The sequence below is a fragment of the Pseudomonas sp. AC070 genome (genome assembly GCF_979258635.1).
Genome location: NZ_OZ409871.1, coordinates 653,601 through 670,557, shown reverse-complemented (window position 1 = coordinate 670,557; position 16,957 = coordinate 653,601). Strand labels below are relative to the sequence as shown.

14 protein-coding genes are annotated in these 16,957 nt (G+C 62.1%); 8 read left to right on the top strand and 6 right to left on the bottom strand.

The genetic code is table 11. The features are described from left to right. Window positions 1-349 precede the first annotated feature (349 nt). From ACZZ0Q_RS02855 to ACZZ0Q_RS02825, 7 genes are all read left to right on the top strand, one after another. The gene (locus tag ACZZ0Q_RS02855) at window positions 350-991 is read left to right on the top strand and encodes an amino acid ABC transporter permease (protein WP_122493215.1); all 642 of its coding nucleotides are present in this window, start codon (window positions 350-352) and stop codon (window positions 989-991) included. Window positions 992-1,003: 12 nt separating this feature from the next. Continuing rightward, window positions 1,004-1,666 carry an amino acid ABC transporter permease gene (locus ACZZ0Q_RS02850; RefSeq protein ID WP_122450731.1) on the top strand — a complete coding sequence of 221 codons (663 nt, stop codon included), beginning with the start codon at window positions 1,004-1,006 and terminating at the stop codon, window positions 1,664-1,666. Then, window positions 1,659-2,420 carry an amino acid ABC transporter ATP-binding protein gene (locus tag ACZZ0Q_RS02845; RefSeq protein WP_463540155.1) on the top strand — a complete coding sequence of 254 codons (762 nt, stop codon included), beginning with the start codon at window positions 1,659-1,661 and terminating at the stop codon, window positions 2,418-2,420. Before ACZZ0Q_RS02850 ends, ACZZ0Q_RS02845 begins: the two co-directional genes overlap by 8 nt. Window positions 2,421-2,455: 35 nt before the next feature. Then, window positions 2,456-3,217, top strand: a complete 762-nt coding sequence (locus ACZZ0Q_RS02840; RefSeq protein WP_122493218.1) for an SDR family NAD(P)-dependent oxidoreductase — start codon at window positions 2,456-2,458, stop codon at window positions 3,215-3,217. Window positions 3,218-3,531: 314 nt separating this feature from the next. Beyond that, window positions 3,532-5,931 (top strand): heavy metal translocating P-type ATPase, encoded by a 2,400-nt coding sequence (locus ACZZ0Q_RS02835; RefSeq protein WP_463560267.1) that lies wholly within the window; start codon window positions 3,532-3,534, stop codon window positions 5,929-5,931. Continuing rightward, complete coding sequence (gene cueR, locus ACZZ0Q_RS02830; RefSeq protein WP_122450727.1) at window positions 5,928-6,326, top strand: Cu(I)-responsive transcriptional regulator; 399 nt, start codon at window positions 5,928-5,930, stop codon at window positions 6,324-6,326. The genes ACZZ0Q_RS02835 and cueR overlap by 4 nt, the downstream gene beginning before the upstream one ends. Before the next feature lie 101 nt (window positions 6,327-6,427). Then, a protein-coding gene (locus tag ACZZ0Q_RS02825; protein WP_463540156.1) for an IS3 family transposase occupies window positions 6,428-7,800 on the top strand; the annotation gives its coding sequence in 2 pieces (ribosomal slippage) (window positions 6,428-6,904 and window positions 6,907-7,800; 1,371 coding nt in all). Between the two features lie 75 nt (window positions 7,801-7,875). On the opposite strand, the gene bfr is transcribed toward ACZZ0Q_RS02825, so the two are convergent. From bfr to ACZZ0Q_RS02805, 4 genes are all read right to left on the bottom strand, one after another. Then, window positions 7,876-8,340, bottom strand: coding sequence for a bacterioferritin (gene bfr, locus ACZZ0Q_RS02820; RefSeq protein WP_122493220.1), 465 nt, complete (start codon window positions 8,338-8,340; stop codon window positions 7,876-7,878). Between the two features lie 59 nt (window positions 8,341-8,399). Further along, on the bottom strand, window positions 8,400-9,260 hold the full coding sequence (locus tag ACZZ0Q_RS02815; RefSeq protein WP_463540157.1) for an EamA family transporter: 861 nt from the start codon (window positions 9,258-9,260) through the stop codon (window positions 8,400-8,402). Between the two features lie 187 nt (window positions 9,261-9,447). Continuing rightward, the gene (locus ACZZ0Q_RS02810) at window positions 9,448-10,341 is read right to left on the bottom strand and encodes a PA4780 family RIO1-like protein kinase (protein WP_463540158.1); all 894 of its coding nucleotides are present in this window, start codon (window positions 10,339-10,341) and stop codon (window positions 9,448-9,450) included. Between the two features lie 111 nt (window positions 10,342-10,452). Next, a complete protein-coding gene (locus ACZZ0Q_RS02805; RefSeq protein ID WP_463540159.1) occupies window positions 10,453-11,343 on the bottom strand; it encodes a LysR family transcriptional regulator in 891 nt (296 codons plus the stop codon). Between the two features lie 102 nt (window positions 11,344-11,445). Between ACZZ0Q_RS02805 and ACZZ0Q_RS02800 the strand changes: the two genes are divergently transcribed. Continuing rightward, window positions 11,446-12,087, top strand: coding sequence for an NAD(P)-dependent oxidoreductase (locus ACZZ0Q_RS02800; RefSeq protein ID WP_463540160.1), 642 nt, complete (start codon window positions 11,446-11,448; stop codon window positions 12,085-12,087). Window positions 12,088-12,201: 114 nt separating this feature from the next. Here ACZZ0Q_RS02800 and ACZZ0Q_RS02795 read toward each other — a convergent pair whose 3' ends face one another. Continuing rightward, window positions 12,202-13,392 (bottom strand): response regulator, encoded by a 1,191-nt coding sequence (locus ACZZ0Q_RS02795; RefSeq protein WP_463540161.1) that lies wholly within the window; start codon window positions 13,390-13,392, stop codon window positions 12,202-12,204. A gap of 28 nt (window positions 13,393-13,420) precedes the next feature. Next, on the bottom strand, window positions 13,421-16,939 hold the full coding sequence (locus ACZZ0Q_RS02790) for a response regulator (RefSeq protein ID WP_463540162.1): 3,519 nt from the start codon (window positions 16,937-16,939) through the stop codon (window positions 13,421-13,423). Between the last annotated feature and the right edge of the window lie 18 nt (window positions 16,940-16,957).

Below are 16,957 nucleotides of genomic sequence, written 5' to 3'. Positions count from 1 at the left end.
CATCTAACACCGTCATTCCTGCGAAGGCGGCGGGAGCGGCGGTGGGTTGGTGGGGATCGGGGATGTATGAACGCGGCTATTAAACCCCGTACGCCCGTCATCCTCGCGAACGCGGCGGTCCGACGATTCGGGATCCAGAATTGTCCATCGTGCACCGTTCTCCTGACAGACTCTGGATTCCCGCTTTCGCGGGAATGACGGAGAGTGGGGTCGCGATTTTTGTATGACTGGAGCGACAACACCGCCATCACCCACCACCTGGCCCCCGCTTTGCTTCTCTTTCCCCAAGCCTTGAAAACCACCCCGGTCTGGCTCGCATTAACCCTCGTTGTAAATAAGGAGCCGAGGCATGAACGCTCAAGCCTGGTTGTTGCTGTTGGAAGGCGCCTGGACCACGTTGTGGCTCTGCGGTATCGCCATTTCCATCGGCGTTGTGTTGGGTCTTGGCGTGGCGCTGTTGCGCATGGCCAAGATTCCGTTTGTGGAACAGTTGCTGGTGCTCTACATCAGCCTGGCCCGCGCCACGCCGCTGGTGACCTTTGTGTTGTTCCTGTTTCTATCGGCGCCGATGTTTGGCATCAATATGAACCGCAACACGGCGGCCATCGTCGCCATGACGCTGAACACCGCCGCCTTTAATGCGGAGATCTGGCGCGCGGCGTTTATGAGTTTTTCCCGCGATCAGCGCGAAGCCGCACTGGCCTGCGGCATGACCGGCGGGGTGTTTTTCCGCCGCATCATGCTGCCGCAGATGATCACCAGCAGCCTGCCCGGGCTGGTCAATGAGATGTCGTTTCTAATCAAGGGCAGCCCGGCGATTGCGGTGATCGGCATCGTTGATCTCACCCGCGTGACTAACCGAATTTCGGCCGTCACCTACGAACCGCTGCCGCCCATTCTGTGCGCCGCTTTGCTGTACATGCTGATCATCAGCGTGCTGCTCAAGCTGCAAGCGATGGCGGAAAAGAAAGCCAACCGACTGGCCATGTAAGGGAGGCTCGCTATGACCGAATGGACGATTTTGTGGGAAGCGCGCGAAACCTTCGTCAACGGCCTGATCGGCACGCTGGTGCTGTTCGTGTTGTCGACGCTGTGCGCGTTTGTGCTGGGCTGCCTGGCGGTGTATCGCCTGGAAGAAGGCGACCGTATCGCCTGGGTGATTCGCGCCTTAATGAATTTGATGCGCACCCTGCCGTTTCTGATTCTGGCCTACCTGCTCTATTACGGTTTGCCGCAACTGGGCGTGCGCCTGGACGCCTGGACCGCCGGGTTTATCGCGCTGGTGATTTACCACGCGGCCTATTTTGGCGAAATTCTGCGTGGCAGCCGGTTGGTGATGCCAGCCGGTTACGTGGAGGCGGCCAAGGCCCATGGTTTTACGCCGGGCTGGCTGTTCTGGCGGATCATCCTGCCGCAGCTGGTGATCAAGACCCGGCCATTGCTGGGCAACCAACTGATCATTGCGCTCAAAGACACCGCGTTCCTGACCATCATCACCGTGCAGGAATTAACGGCCGCCGCCAACTCGGCGCAATCCACCTACTTCATTCCAACCCAGGCGTTTGTGCTGGTGATCATCCTGTATTGGCTGATCAGCATCGGCCTGGAACTGGCACTCAAATGGGCCGGTCGCTTCGGCGCCAAACGAGGTTTTGATTATGTCTAACGCCCCTGCCGTCAGCATCAAGCGCATGTCCAAAAGCTTTGGCGATATCGAGGTGTTGCGCGATATCGATCTGGAAGTGAACAAGGGTGAAGTGGTGAGCGTGCTGGGCTCCAGCGGCTCGGGCAAATCCACCATGCTGCGCTGCATCAACTGGCTGGAAGTGCCTGATCGCGGCAGCATTCACATCGCCGGGCAACGCATCGGGGTGAATGAAGAAGCCGGCCGCAAAATGACCAACAAAGAGCTGGCCACGCTGCGCGCCAAAACCGGCATGGTGTTCCAGGGCTTCAATTTGTGGCCGCACCTGAGCGTGATCCAGAACGTGATGGAAGCGCCCATTTACGTGAAGGGCATGCCCAAAGACCAAGCCCGCGCCATTGCCGAACAGTTGCTGGAAAAGGTCGGCATGAGCGAGCGCAAAGACGCCTACCCGTTTACCCTGTCAGGCGGTCAAAAGCAGCGCGTGGCCATCGCCCGCGCGCTGGCCATGAGCCCGGAGGTAATATTGTTCGACGAGCCCACCTCCGCCCTGGACCCCGAGCGGGTCGGCGAGGTGTTGCAGGTGATGAAAAACCTGTCGAGCGAGGGTTACACCATGATCGTGGTCACCCACGAAATGGAATTCGCCCGCGCCGTGTCGGACCAAGTGGTGTTTCTGGAAAAAGGCCTGATCATCGAAAAATCGGCCCCGGCAAAATTCTTCAGCAACCCCGACACCGAGCGGGTACGCAAATTTCTCGAGCTGTCGCACTGACCGCTCCATCAAGTCTCCGTGAAGACGAGGTAAACATGAGCAAGGTGGTATTTATCACAGGCGCAACATCGGGTTTTGGTCGGGCCACCGCGCGGCGTTTTGCCGAAGCGGGCTGGTCGCTGGTGCTCAGCGGGCGCCGCGAAGAACGTCTGATCGAATTGCAGAAAGAACTGGCCGCCAAAGTGCCGGTGCATATCGCGGTGCTCGACGTACGTGACGCCGCCGCCGTGCAGAAAATGGTTGACGACCTGCCCGAAGGTTTCCGCACCATCCGCAGCCTGATCAACAACGCCGGCCTGGCACTGGCGCCGGAGCCGGCGCAAAAGGTGGCCTTGGAAGACTGGCACACCATGATCGACACCAACATCACCGGCCTGGTCAACGTCACCCACGCGGTGTTGCCAAAGCTGCTGGAAACCGGCAAAGGCGCGAGCATCGTCAACATCGGTTCGGTGGCCGGCGAGTGGCCTTACCCGGGCGGCCATGTGTATGGCGCGAGCAAGGCGTTCGTTAAACAGTTCAGCTACAACCTGCGCTGCGACCTGATCGCCACCGGCGTGCGGGTCACCGACATCGCCCCCGGCATGGCCGAAACCGAATTCACCCTGGTGCGCACCAAAGGCAACCAGGCCGCGTCCGACGCCATGTACGGAACCACTACGCCGCTGAGCGCTGAAGATATTGCCGAGCAAATTTACTACGTGGCGAGTTTGCCGGATCACATCAACATCAACCGCTTGGAAATTATGCCTAGTCGGCAGGCGTGGTCGGCGTTTGCGGTGGATCGGGATAAGTAACGCTGCGTTGGCGGGGATTAAACGCCGTCATGCGCGAGGCGGGGATTGTGGCGGCGTGCATCGTTCCCGCCGAGATTCTGGATCCCCGCGTGCGCGAGGATGACGGTGGGGGGTTAGAGATGCAGGCCATCCTAACACAGCGCGTCACCAAAACCTCCGTCATCCTCGCGCACGCGGGGATCCAGAGTTTTGGATCAGCGTGCGATCCCGAACCCCACTTCATAGCCCCTCGCTCCGCCAGACCGACCTTCCCCCCTTGACCTTCCCCTCCGGTCAAGGTTGATGCTATGGGCGAACTCACTGGAGACCGCCCAATGTCCAGCCCCCAAGCGTTCGACTTACCCATCCAAGGCATGACCTGCGCCGGTTGCGCCGGTCGTGTCGAGCGCGCGTTGCAAGCCGTGCCCGGCGTAGCCCAGGCCAGCGTCAACCTGGCCAGCGAACACGCGCGCATCACTGCCAGCCCTGACGCCCTGCCGCGTTTGCTTGAGGCGGTAAAGGCCGCCGGCTACCAAGTAGCCAGCCAACGTATCGACCTCACCCTCACTGGCATGACCTGCGCCGGCTGTGCCGGGCGCATCGAGCGCGCCCTGGCGCAAGTGCCAGGCGTAAGCGCCGTAAGCGTCAACCTGGCCACCGAGCGCGCGAGCGTTGAGGTGATCGGCGCCGTTGAACCGTCGACGCTTATTGCCGCCGTCGCCCAGGCCGGCTATGGCGCCAGCCTCATCGGCGATATCGCCCCGCCCTCCGACCCGCGCCCCGCCCTGCAACGCGAACGCTGGACGGTAATCATTGCCCTGGCGCTGTGCGTGCCGCTGCTGGCGCCGATGCTGCTGGAGTGGTTCGGTGTGCACTGGATGCTGCCGGCCTGGGCGCAGTTCGCCTTGGCCGCGCCGGTGCAATTTATCTTTGGTGCGCGCTTCTATGTGGCGGCATTCAAGGCCGTGCGCGCTGGCGCCGGCAATATGGATCTGCTCGTGGCCCTCGGCACCAGCGCGGCCTTCGGCCTCAGCCTTTATCAATGGTGGGCCGCGCCTGCGGGCACCCAGCCGCATCTGTATTTCGAAGCGGCAGCAGTGGTCATCAGCCTGGTGTTGCTGGGCAAATACCTGGAAAGCCGCGCCAAACGCCAGACCGCCAGCGCCATCCGCGCGCTGGAGGCGTTGCGCCCGGACAGCGCGGTGCGGCTGCGCGATGGCGTTGAGGAAACGGTGGCCATCACCGCCTTGCAGGTCGGCGATCTGATCGTGGTCAAGCCTGGCGAACGCTTTGCCGTGGATGGCGAGGTGGTGGACGGCCACAGCCACGCCGACGAAGCCCTGATAACCGGCGAAAGCCTGCCGCAGGCCAAGCAACCCGGCGACCGCGTCACCGGCGGCGCCATCAACGGTGAAGGCCGTTTGCTGATACGCACACAAGCGCTGGGCGGCGAAACGGTGCTGGCGCGCATCATTCGGCTGGTGGAAGACGCGCAGGCCGAGAAGGCACCGATCCAGCAGCTGGTCGATCGCGTCAGCCAGGTGTTTGTGCCCGCCGTTCTGGTCGCCGCGCTTGTCACCTTGGGAGGCTGGCTGCTCGCGGGCAGCGATGTGGAAACCGCCCTTCTCAATGCGGTGGCGGTGCTGGTCATCGCCTGCCCCTGCGCCCTTGGCTTGGCCACGCCGACGGCGATCATGGCCGGCACTGGCGTGGCGGCAAAGTACGGCATTTTGATCAAAGACGCCCACGCGCTGGAAATCGCCCACAAGGTCAGCGTGGTCGCCTTCGATAAAACCGGCACGCTCACGTCGGGCAGCCCGCGCGTGGTGCATCTGCAGGCCAGCGGTGAGGAAACCGAACTGCTCAGCCTGGCCGGCGCGCTGCAACGCGGCAGCGAGCATCCGTTGGCTAATGCGGTGTTGGCGGCATGCACGGAACGCAGTCTGCAAGTGCCCACCGCCAGCGCCAGCCGAGCCTTGGCCGGGCGCGGTATCGCCGGCACAGTTGAGGGTCGCCAACTGGCGCTCGGCAATCGCCGCTTGCTGGAAGAAAGCCACGTGCCCGGCGAGAAGTTCGACGCCCAAGCCCGCGCCTGGGAAACCGAAGGCCGCACCGTGTCGTGGCTGTTGGAACTGCAACCGAACCCGCAGGTGCTCGGCGTGTTGGCCTTTGGCGACAGCCTGAAGCCCGGCGCCGCTGCGGCCATCGCCGCCTTGCGCGAACGGAAGATCGCCTGCCACCTCATCAGCGGCGACAACGCGGGCAGCGCCCAGGCGGTGGCGACGGCGCTGGGTATCGACTCTGTGCATGCGCAGGTATTGCCGGGGGAAAAATCGGCGCTGATCAATGGCCTTAAACAGCAGGCCACGGTGGCGATGGTCGGCGACGGCATCAACGACGCCCCGGCGCTGGCGGCTGCCGACGTGGGCATCGCCATGGGCGGCGGCACCGATGTGGCCATGCATGCGGCCGGCATTACGCTGATGCGCGGGGATCCACGTCTGGTGGCCGCCGCGCTGGATATTAGCCGGCGCACCTATGCCAAGATTCGGCAGAATTTGTTCTGGGCGTTTATCTACAACGTGGTCGGCATTGCGCTGGCCGCCTTCGGCCTGCTCAACCCGATGCTGGCCGGCGCCGCCATGGCGCTGTCGAGCGTCAGCGTGGTGAGCAATGCGTTGCTGCTCAAACGCTGGAAACCCGATTTCACTGACTCACAGGAGACCGCCCGATGAACATTGGCCAAGCGGCGAAACGCTCGGGCCTGAGCGCCAAGATGATCCGCTACTACGAAGCCATCGGCCTGCTGCAGCCGGCGCACCGCAGCGAAGCCGGGTATCGCCATTACCAGCCGCAAGATTTGCACACACTGGCGTTTATCAAGCGTTCGCGCGACCTGGGGTTTTCGCTGGAAGAAGTCGGCAAGCTGCTGACCTTGTGGCAAGACCGGCAACGCGCCAGCGCTGATGTGAAAGCCCTGGCCCGGGATCATATCGACGAGTTGAATCGCAAAATCGAAGAACTCACCAGCCTTCGCGACACCCTGCAAGAGCTGGCGCAAAGCTGCCACGGCGACGACCGCCCGGATTGTCCGATATTGAAAGATTTGGAGCGGGGGTGTTGTGCTTGAAAAGCATCGCGGCTGAAGCCGCTCCCACAGGTTGTTCACCGTTGTGCGCCTGAAGTGCGCCCCAAAAGTTGGACACCCATCCAACCTTTGGGGCTTCTTCCATGAGCAAGTACACAACGCATTTCAAGCTGTCTGTTATCACCGCCTTCCTTGAGCGAGGCCGAGGCTTTCGCTTTATTGCTGAGCAATTCCAGCTAGATCCCACCCTGCTTCGGCGTTGGGTAGAAGCCTACCGGTTGCATGGCGATGCCAGCCTGCGGGCCCGGCCAGTCAGCTATAGCGCAGAGTTCAAGCTCGCTGTTCTTCAGCAGATGTGGCGTGAAAATCTTTCTTTTCGTTGCGTGGCTGCGGCTTTCAATTTGGGTAATTCAACCCAAGTGGGCATATGGCAGCAGCAGTATTACAGTGGCGGCTTTGAAGCCCTGGAGTCAGCCAGGAAAGGACCGCCCGCCGTTATGACACTACCTCCCGCCAAGCCCTTTGCACCTGAAACCACAAGCGATGAAGATCTTTCGCATGCTGAGTTGCTGCTCAAGCTACGCAAGCTCCAAGTGGAGAACGCCTGGCTAAAAAAGCTCAAGGAGCACAGGGAGGAGAAGAAAAGGCAGGAGAAAGCAGCAAAGAAAAAACGAAGTTGATCACCGAGCTGCGTGATCATTTCTCGCTCGAAGAACTGCTTGAAGTCGCGCAGTTGGCGCGCAGCACGTATTACTACCAGCTCAATCTGATGAACACCGGAGATCGGTTCGCGCCTCTGAAAGCCTCTATCCAGAGCGTTCAGGAGGAGCATATGGGGCGCTATGGCTATCGCCGAATGACCGCTGCGCTGCGTAATGCTGGCCAGATGGTTAACAGCAAAACGGTGCGGCGCCTCATGGGCGATCTAAATCTCAAATGCACGGTGCGACCGAAAAAGTACCGCTCGTATCGGGGCTTGGTCGGCAAGGCTTCGCCTAATGTTTTGGCCCGTCAGTTTGAAGCGGACCAGCCAAACCAGAAGTGGGTCACGGACGTAACCGAGTTCAAAGTGGCCGGCGAAAAGCTTTACCTGTCCCCGGTGCTGGACCTGTTCAACGGCGAAATCGTTGCCTATCAAACCGACACCCGACCACGTTACGCCTTGGTAGGCCGCATGCTGGAGCAAGCGCTTGAAGGTCTGCCCGAGACGGCAAAACCGCTGCTGCACTCAGATCAGGGCTGGCACTACCAATATCCTGACTACCGGGAGCGCTTGGAAAAAGCAGGCCTGAAGCAAAGCATGTCACGCAAAGGCAACTGCCTGGACAACGCCACAATGGAGAGCTTTTTTGGCACGCTTAAGTCGGAGTACTTCTACCGCGAGCGTTTCGATAACGTCGCTCAGCTGCAAGCCGGGCTGGACGAATACATCCGTTACTACAACCATGATCGGATCAAGATGAAGCTAGGCGGCCTCAGCCCTGTTGCTTACAGAGCAAAGGCCGTCATGGCTTAACCAGTACGTGTCCAACTTTTGGGGCGCACTTCAAACCAGGGCTGTCTGTGGGAGCGGCTTTAGCCGCGATGGGTTTTACGCCTGCGATTGCAGGTAGTTTTCCAGACCAATGCGGTCGATCAGGCCGAGTTGCTGTTCCAGCCAGTAGGCGTGGTCTTCCTCGGTGTCTTGCAGTTGCAGAATCAGAATGTCGCGGCTGATGTAGTCCTTATGGCTTTCGCACAAGGCCACGCCTTTGCTCAGGGCGGCGCGCACTTCATATTCCAGCTTGAGGTCGGCGCGCAGCATGTCGGGCACGGTGCGGCCGGGGAACATGGGCTTGGGCGTCATGTCCGGGGTGCTTTCCAGAAACAGAATGCGTTGCAGCAGGGCATCGGCGTGCTGGGTTTCTTCTTCCATTTCGTGGTTGATGCGATCAAAGAGCTTGTTGAAGCCCCAGTCCTGGTACATGCGCGAATGCAGGAAATACTGATCGCGGGCGGACAACTCGCCGCGCAGCAAATCCTTGAGGTATTCGACGACTTCGCTATTGCCCTGCATTGCTGTTTCCCCGCACTAAAAAACCAGAACCGAAAACTTCGGCCGACAACACCGAGCGGTCAAGCCCGGCGTTTGGGCAAAACCGTCACGGCCAGACCGACAAACACCAGCGCGCACGCCAGCCAGCTCAGCGTACTGAGCTGTTCATTCAGCAGCAGCCAACCGGCCAACAGCCCGGAAACCGGCACCGCCAGGGCAAACGGCGTGACCACGCTGGCCGGGTAACGACGCAGCAGAAAGCTCCAGATGGCAAAGCCCACGGTGGTGGCGAGAAAGGCAATAAACAGCAGCGCGCCGATACCACGCAGTGTCAGGTGGGTAAGCGCATGGCTTATTGCATCGGGTCCTTCGAATACATAGGAAAGCGCCAGCAGCGGCAGCGGGGGAATCAGGCTGATCCAGCAGATCAGGCGCAGCATGTCGGTGGCGCCCGAGCGCTTGGTGGCGATGTTGGCGCAGGCCCACATCAACGCCGCGAACACCACCAGGGCGAACGCCAGCAAGCTGTCGCCCATCGGCCGCTGCCAGCCGATCAACACCAGCCCGCTGGCGGCCAACGCCAGGCCCGCCAAGGCACGGTGGCTGGGGCGTTCGCCAAGCATGACGGCGGCGATCAGAATGGTGAAAAACACCTGGCTTTGCAGCACCAGCGACGACAGCCCGGCCGGCATACCCAAGTGCATGCCGACAAACAACACACCGAACTTGAACACGCCGAGCAGCAAGCCAATCTGCACAATCCGCCACAGCGGCGCCGGCATCGGCCCGCGCAGGAACAGCAAGGGCAACGCCGCCAGGGCGAAGCGCAGCGCGCAGAACAACAGCGGCGGGAAGTCTTCCAGGCCGACCTTGATCACCACAAAATTCACACCCCAAATCAGGGTGACCAACAGGGCAAGCAAGGCGTGGCGTAACGGCATGGCGAGGCTCCAGAAAAACTGGGGCGTACGCTAGCAGGTGGGCGGGGAAATGTATGGATACAGCTGGCGGCGAACAGTTGTGGCCTGGCCTGTGGAAGCGGCTGATCGGAATGCCGATCAGCCGCGATGCTTTGCACAAAAGCATCGCGGCTGAAGCCGCTCCTACGGGTATTTCATCGTCTGACGATCATTGCAACCACGGCGGCGGTGGCGGCTCGTCGCTTTTGGCCGGCCCTTCGGCATCGGCACGCGCCGCTTGCTTGCGTTGCTCGTCGATGCGCGCGGCCTCGATTTCACGCATCACGGCGCCCACGTCAGCGCTCTCTTCTTCTTCGGCAAACTCACCGGTCAACACGCTGCCTGGGTGCAAGGTGCCGGCTTCGTACAGCGCCCACATTTCCTTGGCGTAGCGAGTTTCTTTGAGCTCCGGTGCGTAGCGGCCGAAGTAGGCGGCCATGTTGCCGACGTCCCGCTCCAGCATGCTGAAGGCGTGGTTGTTGCCGGCGGCGTCGACGGCTTGCGGCAGGTCGATAATGACCGGGCCGTTGGCGTCGAGCAGTACGTTGAATTCCGAGAGGTCGCCATGCACCAGACCGGCGCACAGCATCAGTACGATCTGGCGAATCAGAAAGGCGTGGTATTCGCGGGCTTCGTCGGGCTCCATCACCACGTCGTTCAAGCGCGGCGCGGCATCGCCGTCGGCGCCGGCGATCATTTCCATCAGCAGCACGCCGTCGAGGAAGTCGAACGGTTTAGGTACCCGCACGCCGGCGCTGGCCAGACGGAACAGTGCCGACACTTCGGCGTTCTGCCAGTTTTCTTCCTGTTCCTTGCGCCCGTGTTTGGAGCCCTTGGCCATGGCGCGGGCGTCACGGCTGTTGCGCACCTTGCGGCCTTCCTGATACTCGGCTGCCTGGCGGAAGCTGCGTTTGTTGGCTTCCTTATAGACCTTGGCACAACGTAACTCTTTACCGCAGCGCACCACATACACCGCTGCTTCCTTACCGCTCATAAGCGGGCGCAGCACCTCATCGACCAAGCCATCTTCAATCAGGGGTTCAATGCGTTTAGGAGTCTTCATCAGCTTTTATCAAGGGTCCTTATGTGCCAGAAGTCGAAGGGCAAGCCTGGGCGCGAGCGCCGGCTGGGGTCCATCCTCTCACAGCCGGTTGCCGATGCCGACCCCGCGCGGCTATCCCTTCTGCAAATTCTGTCGCAACGCTTCCAAGGCATAGCGCACCTTGGCCGGTTGCGCATCGCGCCGGGGCGTGACCAGGTAGATCGGCATGGGCGCCGGCTGCCAGGCGGGCAACACCCGCTGCAAGCGGCCACTGGCCAACTCGCCGCGCACTTCGGGTTCCGGCTGCACCGACAAGCCCATGCCCGCCAAGGTGAACTCGCGCGCCGCGATCAGGTTGTTGCAGCTCACCCGACTGACCAGCTTCAGCCGCCGCTCCTCACCGCCCCCGCTCACCAGCACAAGCTGCTGCGGCAGGTGCTGGGTGCTCAGGCTCAGCCAGTCGTGGTCGGCCAATTGCTCCGGCGTTTCGATGGCCGCGTGCTGCGCCAGATACGCCGGTGCGGCGCAGAGCACGGCGGGCCAGTCGGCGACGTGGCGGGCGACCAGGCTGGAGTTCTCGAGCCGGCCGATGCGCACCGCGATGTCGATGCGCTGCTCGATCAAATCGACCTGCTCGTCATCGAAAAACACGTTCAGGCGCAGTTGCCGATGGGCCGCCAGCAACGGCGCCAGCGCGCGGCTCAAGCGTCCGCCGGCAAAGCCTACCGGCGCGGTGATGCGTAACTCGCCGACCGGGGCATCGCGCAGTTCGAGCAAACGTTGCTCGGCTTCCTGGGCCAGGGCCAGCACTTGCGCGCAGCTGCGGTAGAACGCAGCGCCGGCCTCGGTGAGGGTCAGCTTGCGGGTGGTGCGGTGCAGCAGGCTGACCTGGGTGCTCGCTTCCAGCTTGCTGATTTGCTGGCTGACGGCGGATGAGGTCATGCCCAACTCCGCCGCCGCCGCGACCATCGAGCCCTTGTCGACCACCGTGGCGAACACGGCCATGCGTTTTAGCTGTTCCATTCTTAAGCGCTGCTTAATTGTTCAAGCCGTTTTAGCCTATTTCTCCCGCGTTTATCCATCGCTGATGATGGCCGCCAGTTCATCACTCACTTGGAGACACCCATGAAAATCGCCTTGATCGGTGCCAGCGGCTTTGTTGGCGCGGCCGTTTTGCAAGAAGCCCTGAACCGTGGCCACGACGTTAGCGGCATCGTTCAACATCCGGAAAAACTGCCTGCGCACGCCAAGCTCAAGGCTGTGAAGGCCGACGCCTACAACGCCGACGCCCTGGCCGCCGCCCTTAAAGGCCACGACGCTGTGGTGAGCGCCTTCAATCCGGGTTGGGACAAAGCCGACATCCTGGCGCTGTTCCTCAAAGGCAGCGCGGCCATCGTGGCGGCGACCAAACAGGCCGGCGTGGATCGTCTGCTGGTGGTGGGCGGTGCGGGCAGTTTGTATGTGGCGCCGGGGCTGCAATTGATCGATACGCCAGACTTCCCAGCGGCCTACAAAAATGGTGCCGAGGGCGCACGCCAGCATCTGAATCAATTGCGCGAAGAACAGCAACTGGCCTGGACCTTCCTGTCGCCGCCCGCGCTGCTGAAGCCGGGCATCCGTACCGATAAATACCGCGTGGGCGGTGAACAGCTGCTTATGGACGGCGAAGAGCCGGCGGGCATCAGCGTGGAAGATTTGGCGGTGGCGATTATCGACGAGCTGGAAAACGCCAAGCATGTGCGGGCGCGGTTTACCGTGGCTAATTAATCGATAACCCGCTCTATATGTAGGGGCCAGCTTGCTGGCGAACCCTGAAAACTTCGATTGCCGAGGTTTGCAGGGTTCGCCAGCAAGCTGGCTCCTACAAAAGCATCTGCGACTTTAGGCAGGCTCTTGCGGCAGCGTCAGCTCAATCGTCTCGCCGAACGATTCATCCAACCGCTGCAAATCGGTGTTGATCGCTTCGGTGTCGTCGGCCAGCCCCAGGGCCAGGCTGCAAAACTCATCCGCAGCGCCGAGAAAGGCCAGCACAATCATCGGGTCGAATTCGGTGCCGCTGGCGGCGCTGATGTGTTCCACCGCTTCGGCATGGCTGCTGGTTTGGCGGTACGGGTGGTGGGCGGTGAGTTCTTCGTAGCGGCCGACCACGGCCATCAACCGCGCTGGCAGTGGAATCTGTTCGCCGCGCAGGCCTTGTGGATAACCGCTGCCGTCCCAGTGCTCGTACTGGCTGTGCACGATGTGCTTGGCGTCGCTCAGAAAGGTTTCGGTGCTGCCGAGCTTGTCTTCCGCCGCTTGCAGGGCGTGGTAACCGGCCACCGCATGGCGGTGCAGCACCTCGACGTCGGCCGGCGACAGCGGCACCAGGCTGTGCAGGATGCGGTCGGGCAAGGTCAGCCGGCCAATGCCGTGTAGCAGGGCCGATTTGCCCAGGCGAGCAATGCGCGCCGGGCTCAACTCCTCCGACAGCGCCGGTTGCTGGCGGGCCAAGGCGCTGGCCAGTTCCACCATGTACGGTTCAATGCGGGCGAAGTGCCCGCCGCCCGGGTTCTCGCGCATCCGCGCCAGGCCGGCCATGGCTTCGATGGTGACGTCTTGCAGCTTCTCGATATCGCGCGTGCGACGGCGCACTTCCAGTTCGAGGTATTCGCTTTTGTCGCGCAGAAAGTCGGCGCTGGCTTTGAGCTGTAGTTGCGCTTTAACGCGCGCCAGCACCAGCGGCGGGCTAATGGGTTTGGTGATGTAGTCCACGGCGCCCAGGTTGAAGCCGTGCTGCTCGTCGGCCAACTCGGTTTTGGCAGTGAGAAAAATGACCGGAATATCCCGCGTTTGCGGATCGGCCTTGAGGCGTCTGCACACTTCGTAGCCGTCCATCAGCGGCATCATGATGTCGAGCAGAATCAGGTCTGGCGGCGGGCTGCTGATGGCGATGCGCAGCGCTTTGAGCCCGGAACTGGCGACCTTGACGCGGTAGGTGGGCAACAGCAGTTCGCTCATCAGCTCCAGATTTTCCGGGGTGTCATCCACCAGCAGCACCAGCGGCTGCTCCGGTCGGTCGAGTATTCCGTCCATGCCATCTCCTGTCGTTCAAGGCTGAGCGTCAGAGGCTCAGACCACGCTGTTCACCGGTTTGCCGCAATAACGTCAGGGCCTGTTCAAAATCGTAGCAGCGAACCGCCTCGGCAAGCGGCGGATAGTCGCCATCGAACGCGCTGCGTAACAGGCCGGCCTGGGCCTCGAACACCTTGCCGGCACGCGGGTCGTCGTGGGCGAACAAGCCCGCAAGTTCCTGGCACACCGCGCTCAGCACGGTGGGATCAACCGCGACGGCGCCCTCGTCCATCGCCGCCGGCCACTGCGCGGCGATGGCCTGGAGCAATGCGGTGAGGCTGTCGCTGACGTCGTTGATCAACGGCTCCAGCTCGTCGCTGGCGTAGGCGTCTTTCAAGGCGTTTTCCAGCAAGGCGGCCTGGGTTTGCAAATCCACGGCGCCGAGGTTGCCGGCCAGGCCCTTGAGGCTATGGGCCAGGCGTTCGGCAGCTTCCCCCTCGCCTTGGTTCAACGCCAATCGCAGCTGCGCAGTGAAATCTTTTTGGCTGCTGGCAAATTTCAGCAGCAGGCGCTGGTACAGCTCCGGTTTGCCCAGCACCCGGCGCAAGCCGCTGGCCAAGTCCACGCCCGGCAGTTGCCAGGTTGGCGGTGCTGATGGGCGCGTACGTTCAGCGCCCGGCGCCGCGACCCGCAGCCAGTGCGCGAGGGTGCGCCAGAGCTGCTCGGGGTCCAGTGGTTTGCCGAGGTGATCGTCCATGCCCGCTTCCAAACAGCGCTCACGGTCGGCAGGCATGGCGTTGGCGGTCATGGCAATGATCGGCAACTGGGCGAATTGCGCTTCAGCGCGCACGCGGCGCGTGGCGGCGAGGCCATCGAGCACGGGCATTTGCATGTCCATCAGCACGGCATCGAAATAGCCTTCGCCTTTGCTCAGCAAAATTTCCACGGCCTGCGCGCCGTTCTCGGCCTGTTCGATTTGCAAGCCGCTCTCTTCCAGCAGGCCGCAGGCCACTTCGCGGTTCAGCTCGTTGTCTTCCACCAGCAGCACGCGTTTGCCGGCCAGGTTGGGCAAGGCGCCGCCGCTGGGAGACGGCGCCACGCCCGCCGGACCAGAAGCATGATGACTGGCTAGGGTGCTGACCACCGCGTCAAGCAGCACAGACGGGTTGAGCGGTTTAAGCAGCACGTCATCGACGCCCACGTCCCGGGCCTCTTGCAGCACCTCTTCGCGGCCGTGGGCGGTCACCATTAATAGACGCGGCTGGGTCTGCAAACCGATTTGCTGCAATTGGCGGGCGGTTTCGATGCCGTCCATGTCGGGCATGTGCCAGTCGAGTAGCACCACATCGAAGGGTCGACGCTGATCGGCCAATTGCACTTGGCGCAGCGCGGCACTGCCCGACGCGGCGGTTTCCACGCGAAAACTCATGCCCACCAACATGTCGTGCAGCACGCGGCGGGCGCTGTCGTTATCGTCCACCACCAACACGCGGCGCCCACGCAAGCTGGGCTGGGCCTGCAACACTTGCTGCTTGTGCGCGGAAATGCCCAACGGCAACCGGCACCAGAACAGACTGCCGCGCCCAGCCTGGCTCTGCACGCCCACGCGCCCGCCCATGGCCTCGGCCAGCCGTTTGCAAATCGCCAAGCCCAAGCCGGTACCGCCGTATTTGCGCGTGGTGGAGCTGTCGGCCTGCTGGAACGATTCGAACAATCGCTCGAGCTGTTCGTGGGTGATGCCAATGCCGGTGTCGCGCACCGCGAAGTACACGTGCACTTGCTCGGCGTCTTGCTGCTCGGCGCGAATCAGCAACTCGATCTCGCCGCGTTCGGTGAATTTCACCGCGTTGTTGGCGTAATTGATCAATATCTGACCAATGCGCAGCGGATCGCCCACCAGTTGCAGCGGCAGTTTCGGGTCGAGGTTGAACACCAACTCCAGGTGCTTGGCAGCCACTTTGTCGCCGATCAGGTTGGCGACGTTTTCCAACACCTGGTGCAAGTTGAAGTCGATGTGCTCGATGCCCAGCTTGCCGGCCTCGATTTTCGAGAAATCGAGGATGTCGTTGATCACGCCCAGCAGGTGCTGGCTGGCTTGCTGAATTTTGTCGATGTAACTGCGCTGGCGGGGCGCCAGCTCGGTTTTCTGCGCCAGGTGCGCCATGCCAATGATGGCGTTCATGGGCGTGCGAATTTCGTGGCTCATGTTGGCAAGAAAGTCAGACTTCAAGCGCGCCGCTTCTTCGGCCAACTCCTTGGCATCGGCCATGGCCGCTTCGGCTTGCTTGCGCACGGTGATGTCGCGGCTCACCCCCACCAGCCCGAGCGGCACACCCCGGTCGTCGCGAAAAATGGTGCGCAGGGTGTCGAACACCACCCAACGGCCATCGGGATAACGCACCCGGCCTTCGCTTTCATACGTGCCGTCACGGGTCAGCGCGGTGTAGTCGTGCTCCTCGCGCTTGGACGCCCATTCGACGTTGAGCAATTCATGGTCGCGCTTGCCCAACACCTGCTCGCTGCTCTGACCGAACAAGTCGGCGCAGGCCTGGTTGATGCCCAGGTAGCGACCCTGAATGTCTTTGAACCAGATGGGATCGGGAATGGCGTTGATGATCGCCAGCAAGGTACTGCGCTGGCGCACCACCTCGGCTTCGGCCAGTTGCCGCTGGTGTATCTGCGTGCGCAGGTGGCGGTTCCACAGCACCACAACCACCAGCGCCGCCAGTACGCCGAGCAGGTAAGGCCAACCAACGGCAACTAAACCCTGCCAACTGAACGCCGTTAGCGGCGGCAGCCAGCGGTCAAGAATCTGCTCGTGCTCCTCGCGTTCAAGGCTGTCGAGAGCTTTGTCCAACACGCTGACCAGCTGCGGCCAATCTCGGCGCACGGCGAAATGCAACTCGCTGCGCAACAGGCCTGACTCGCCGCGCAGTTCGAGGTTGGCCAGGCTTAGTTTGCGGATCAGGTAACTGGCAACAATCATGTTGCCGACATAGGCATCGGCGCCGCCAGAGGACACGGTACGCAACGCTTCTTCGGCGCTGCCCACCTCGACCAGTTGCGCGAGCGGCACGGCGGCGCGCAGCAAGCTTTCAGTGACGTAACCGCGCTCAATGGCCACGCGCTTGCCGGCGAGGTCCTGCGTGTTGCGAATGGACGATTCCTGCCGAGTGAAGATCAGGCTGTTGCTGGTCAGGTAGGCCTCAGTGAAGGCCATGCGCACTTCTCGCTCCGGCGTTTGCGCCACGGAGGGCAGCATGTCGACCTGGCCGCTGCTGAGGGCCGCGAGGGTGGCATTCCAATCGCTGAACAGCACGGTTTCGAAGCGAATACCCAGACGCTGACCGAGCAACGCCAGGTAGTCCCCGGAAATGCCGGTGTGCTGACCCTGCTCGCCCAACACATCGAACGGCTCCCAGCCGCCGCGCTGCACACCGACTCGCACCACCGGATGCGCTTGCACCCAGGCGCGCTCATCACTGTTGAGCTGCAACGGCGCGGCCGCCACCTCAACACTGAACAGCGCCAGCAGCAGGCCGACCAGCCATGCCTTGCAACCACCCATACTGCCTCCATTGCCTGA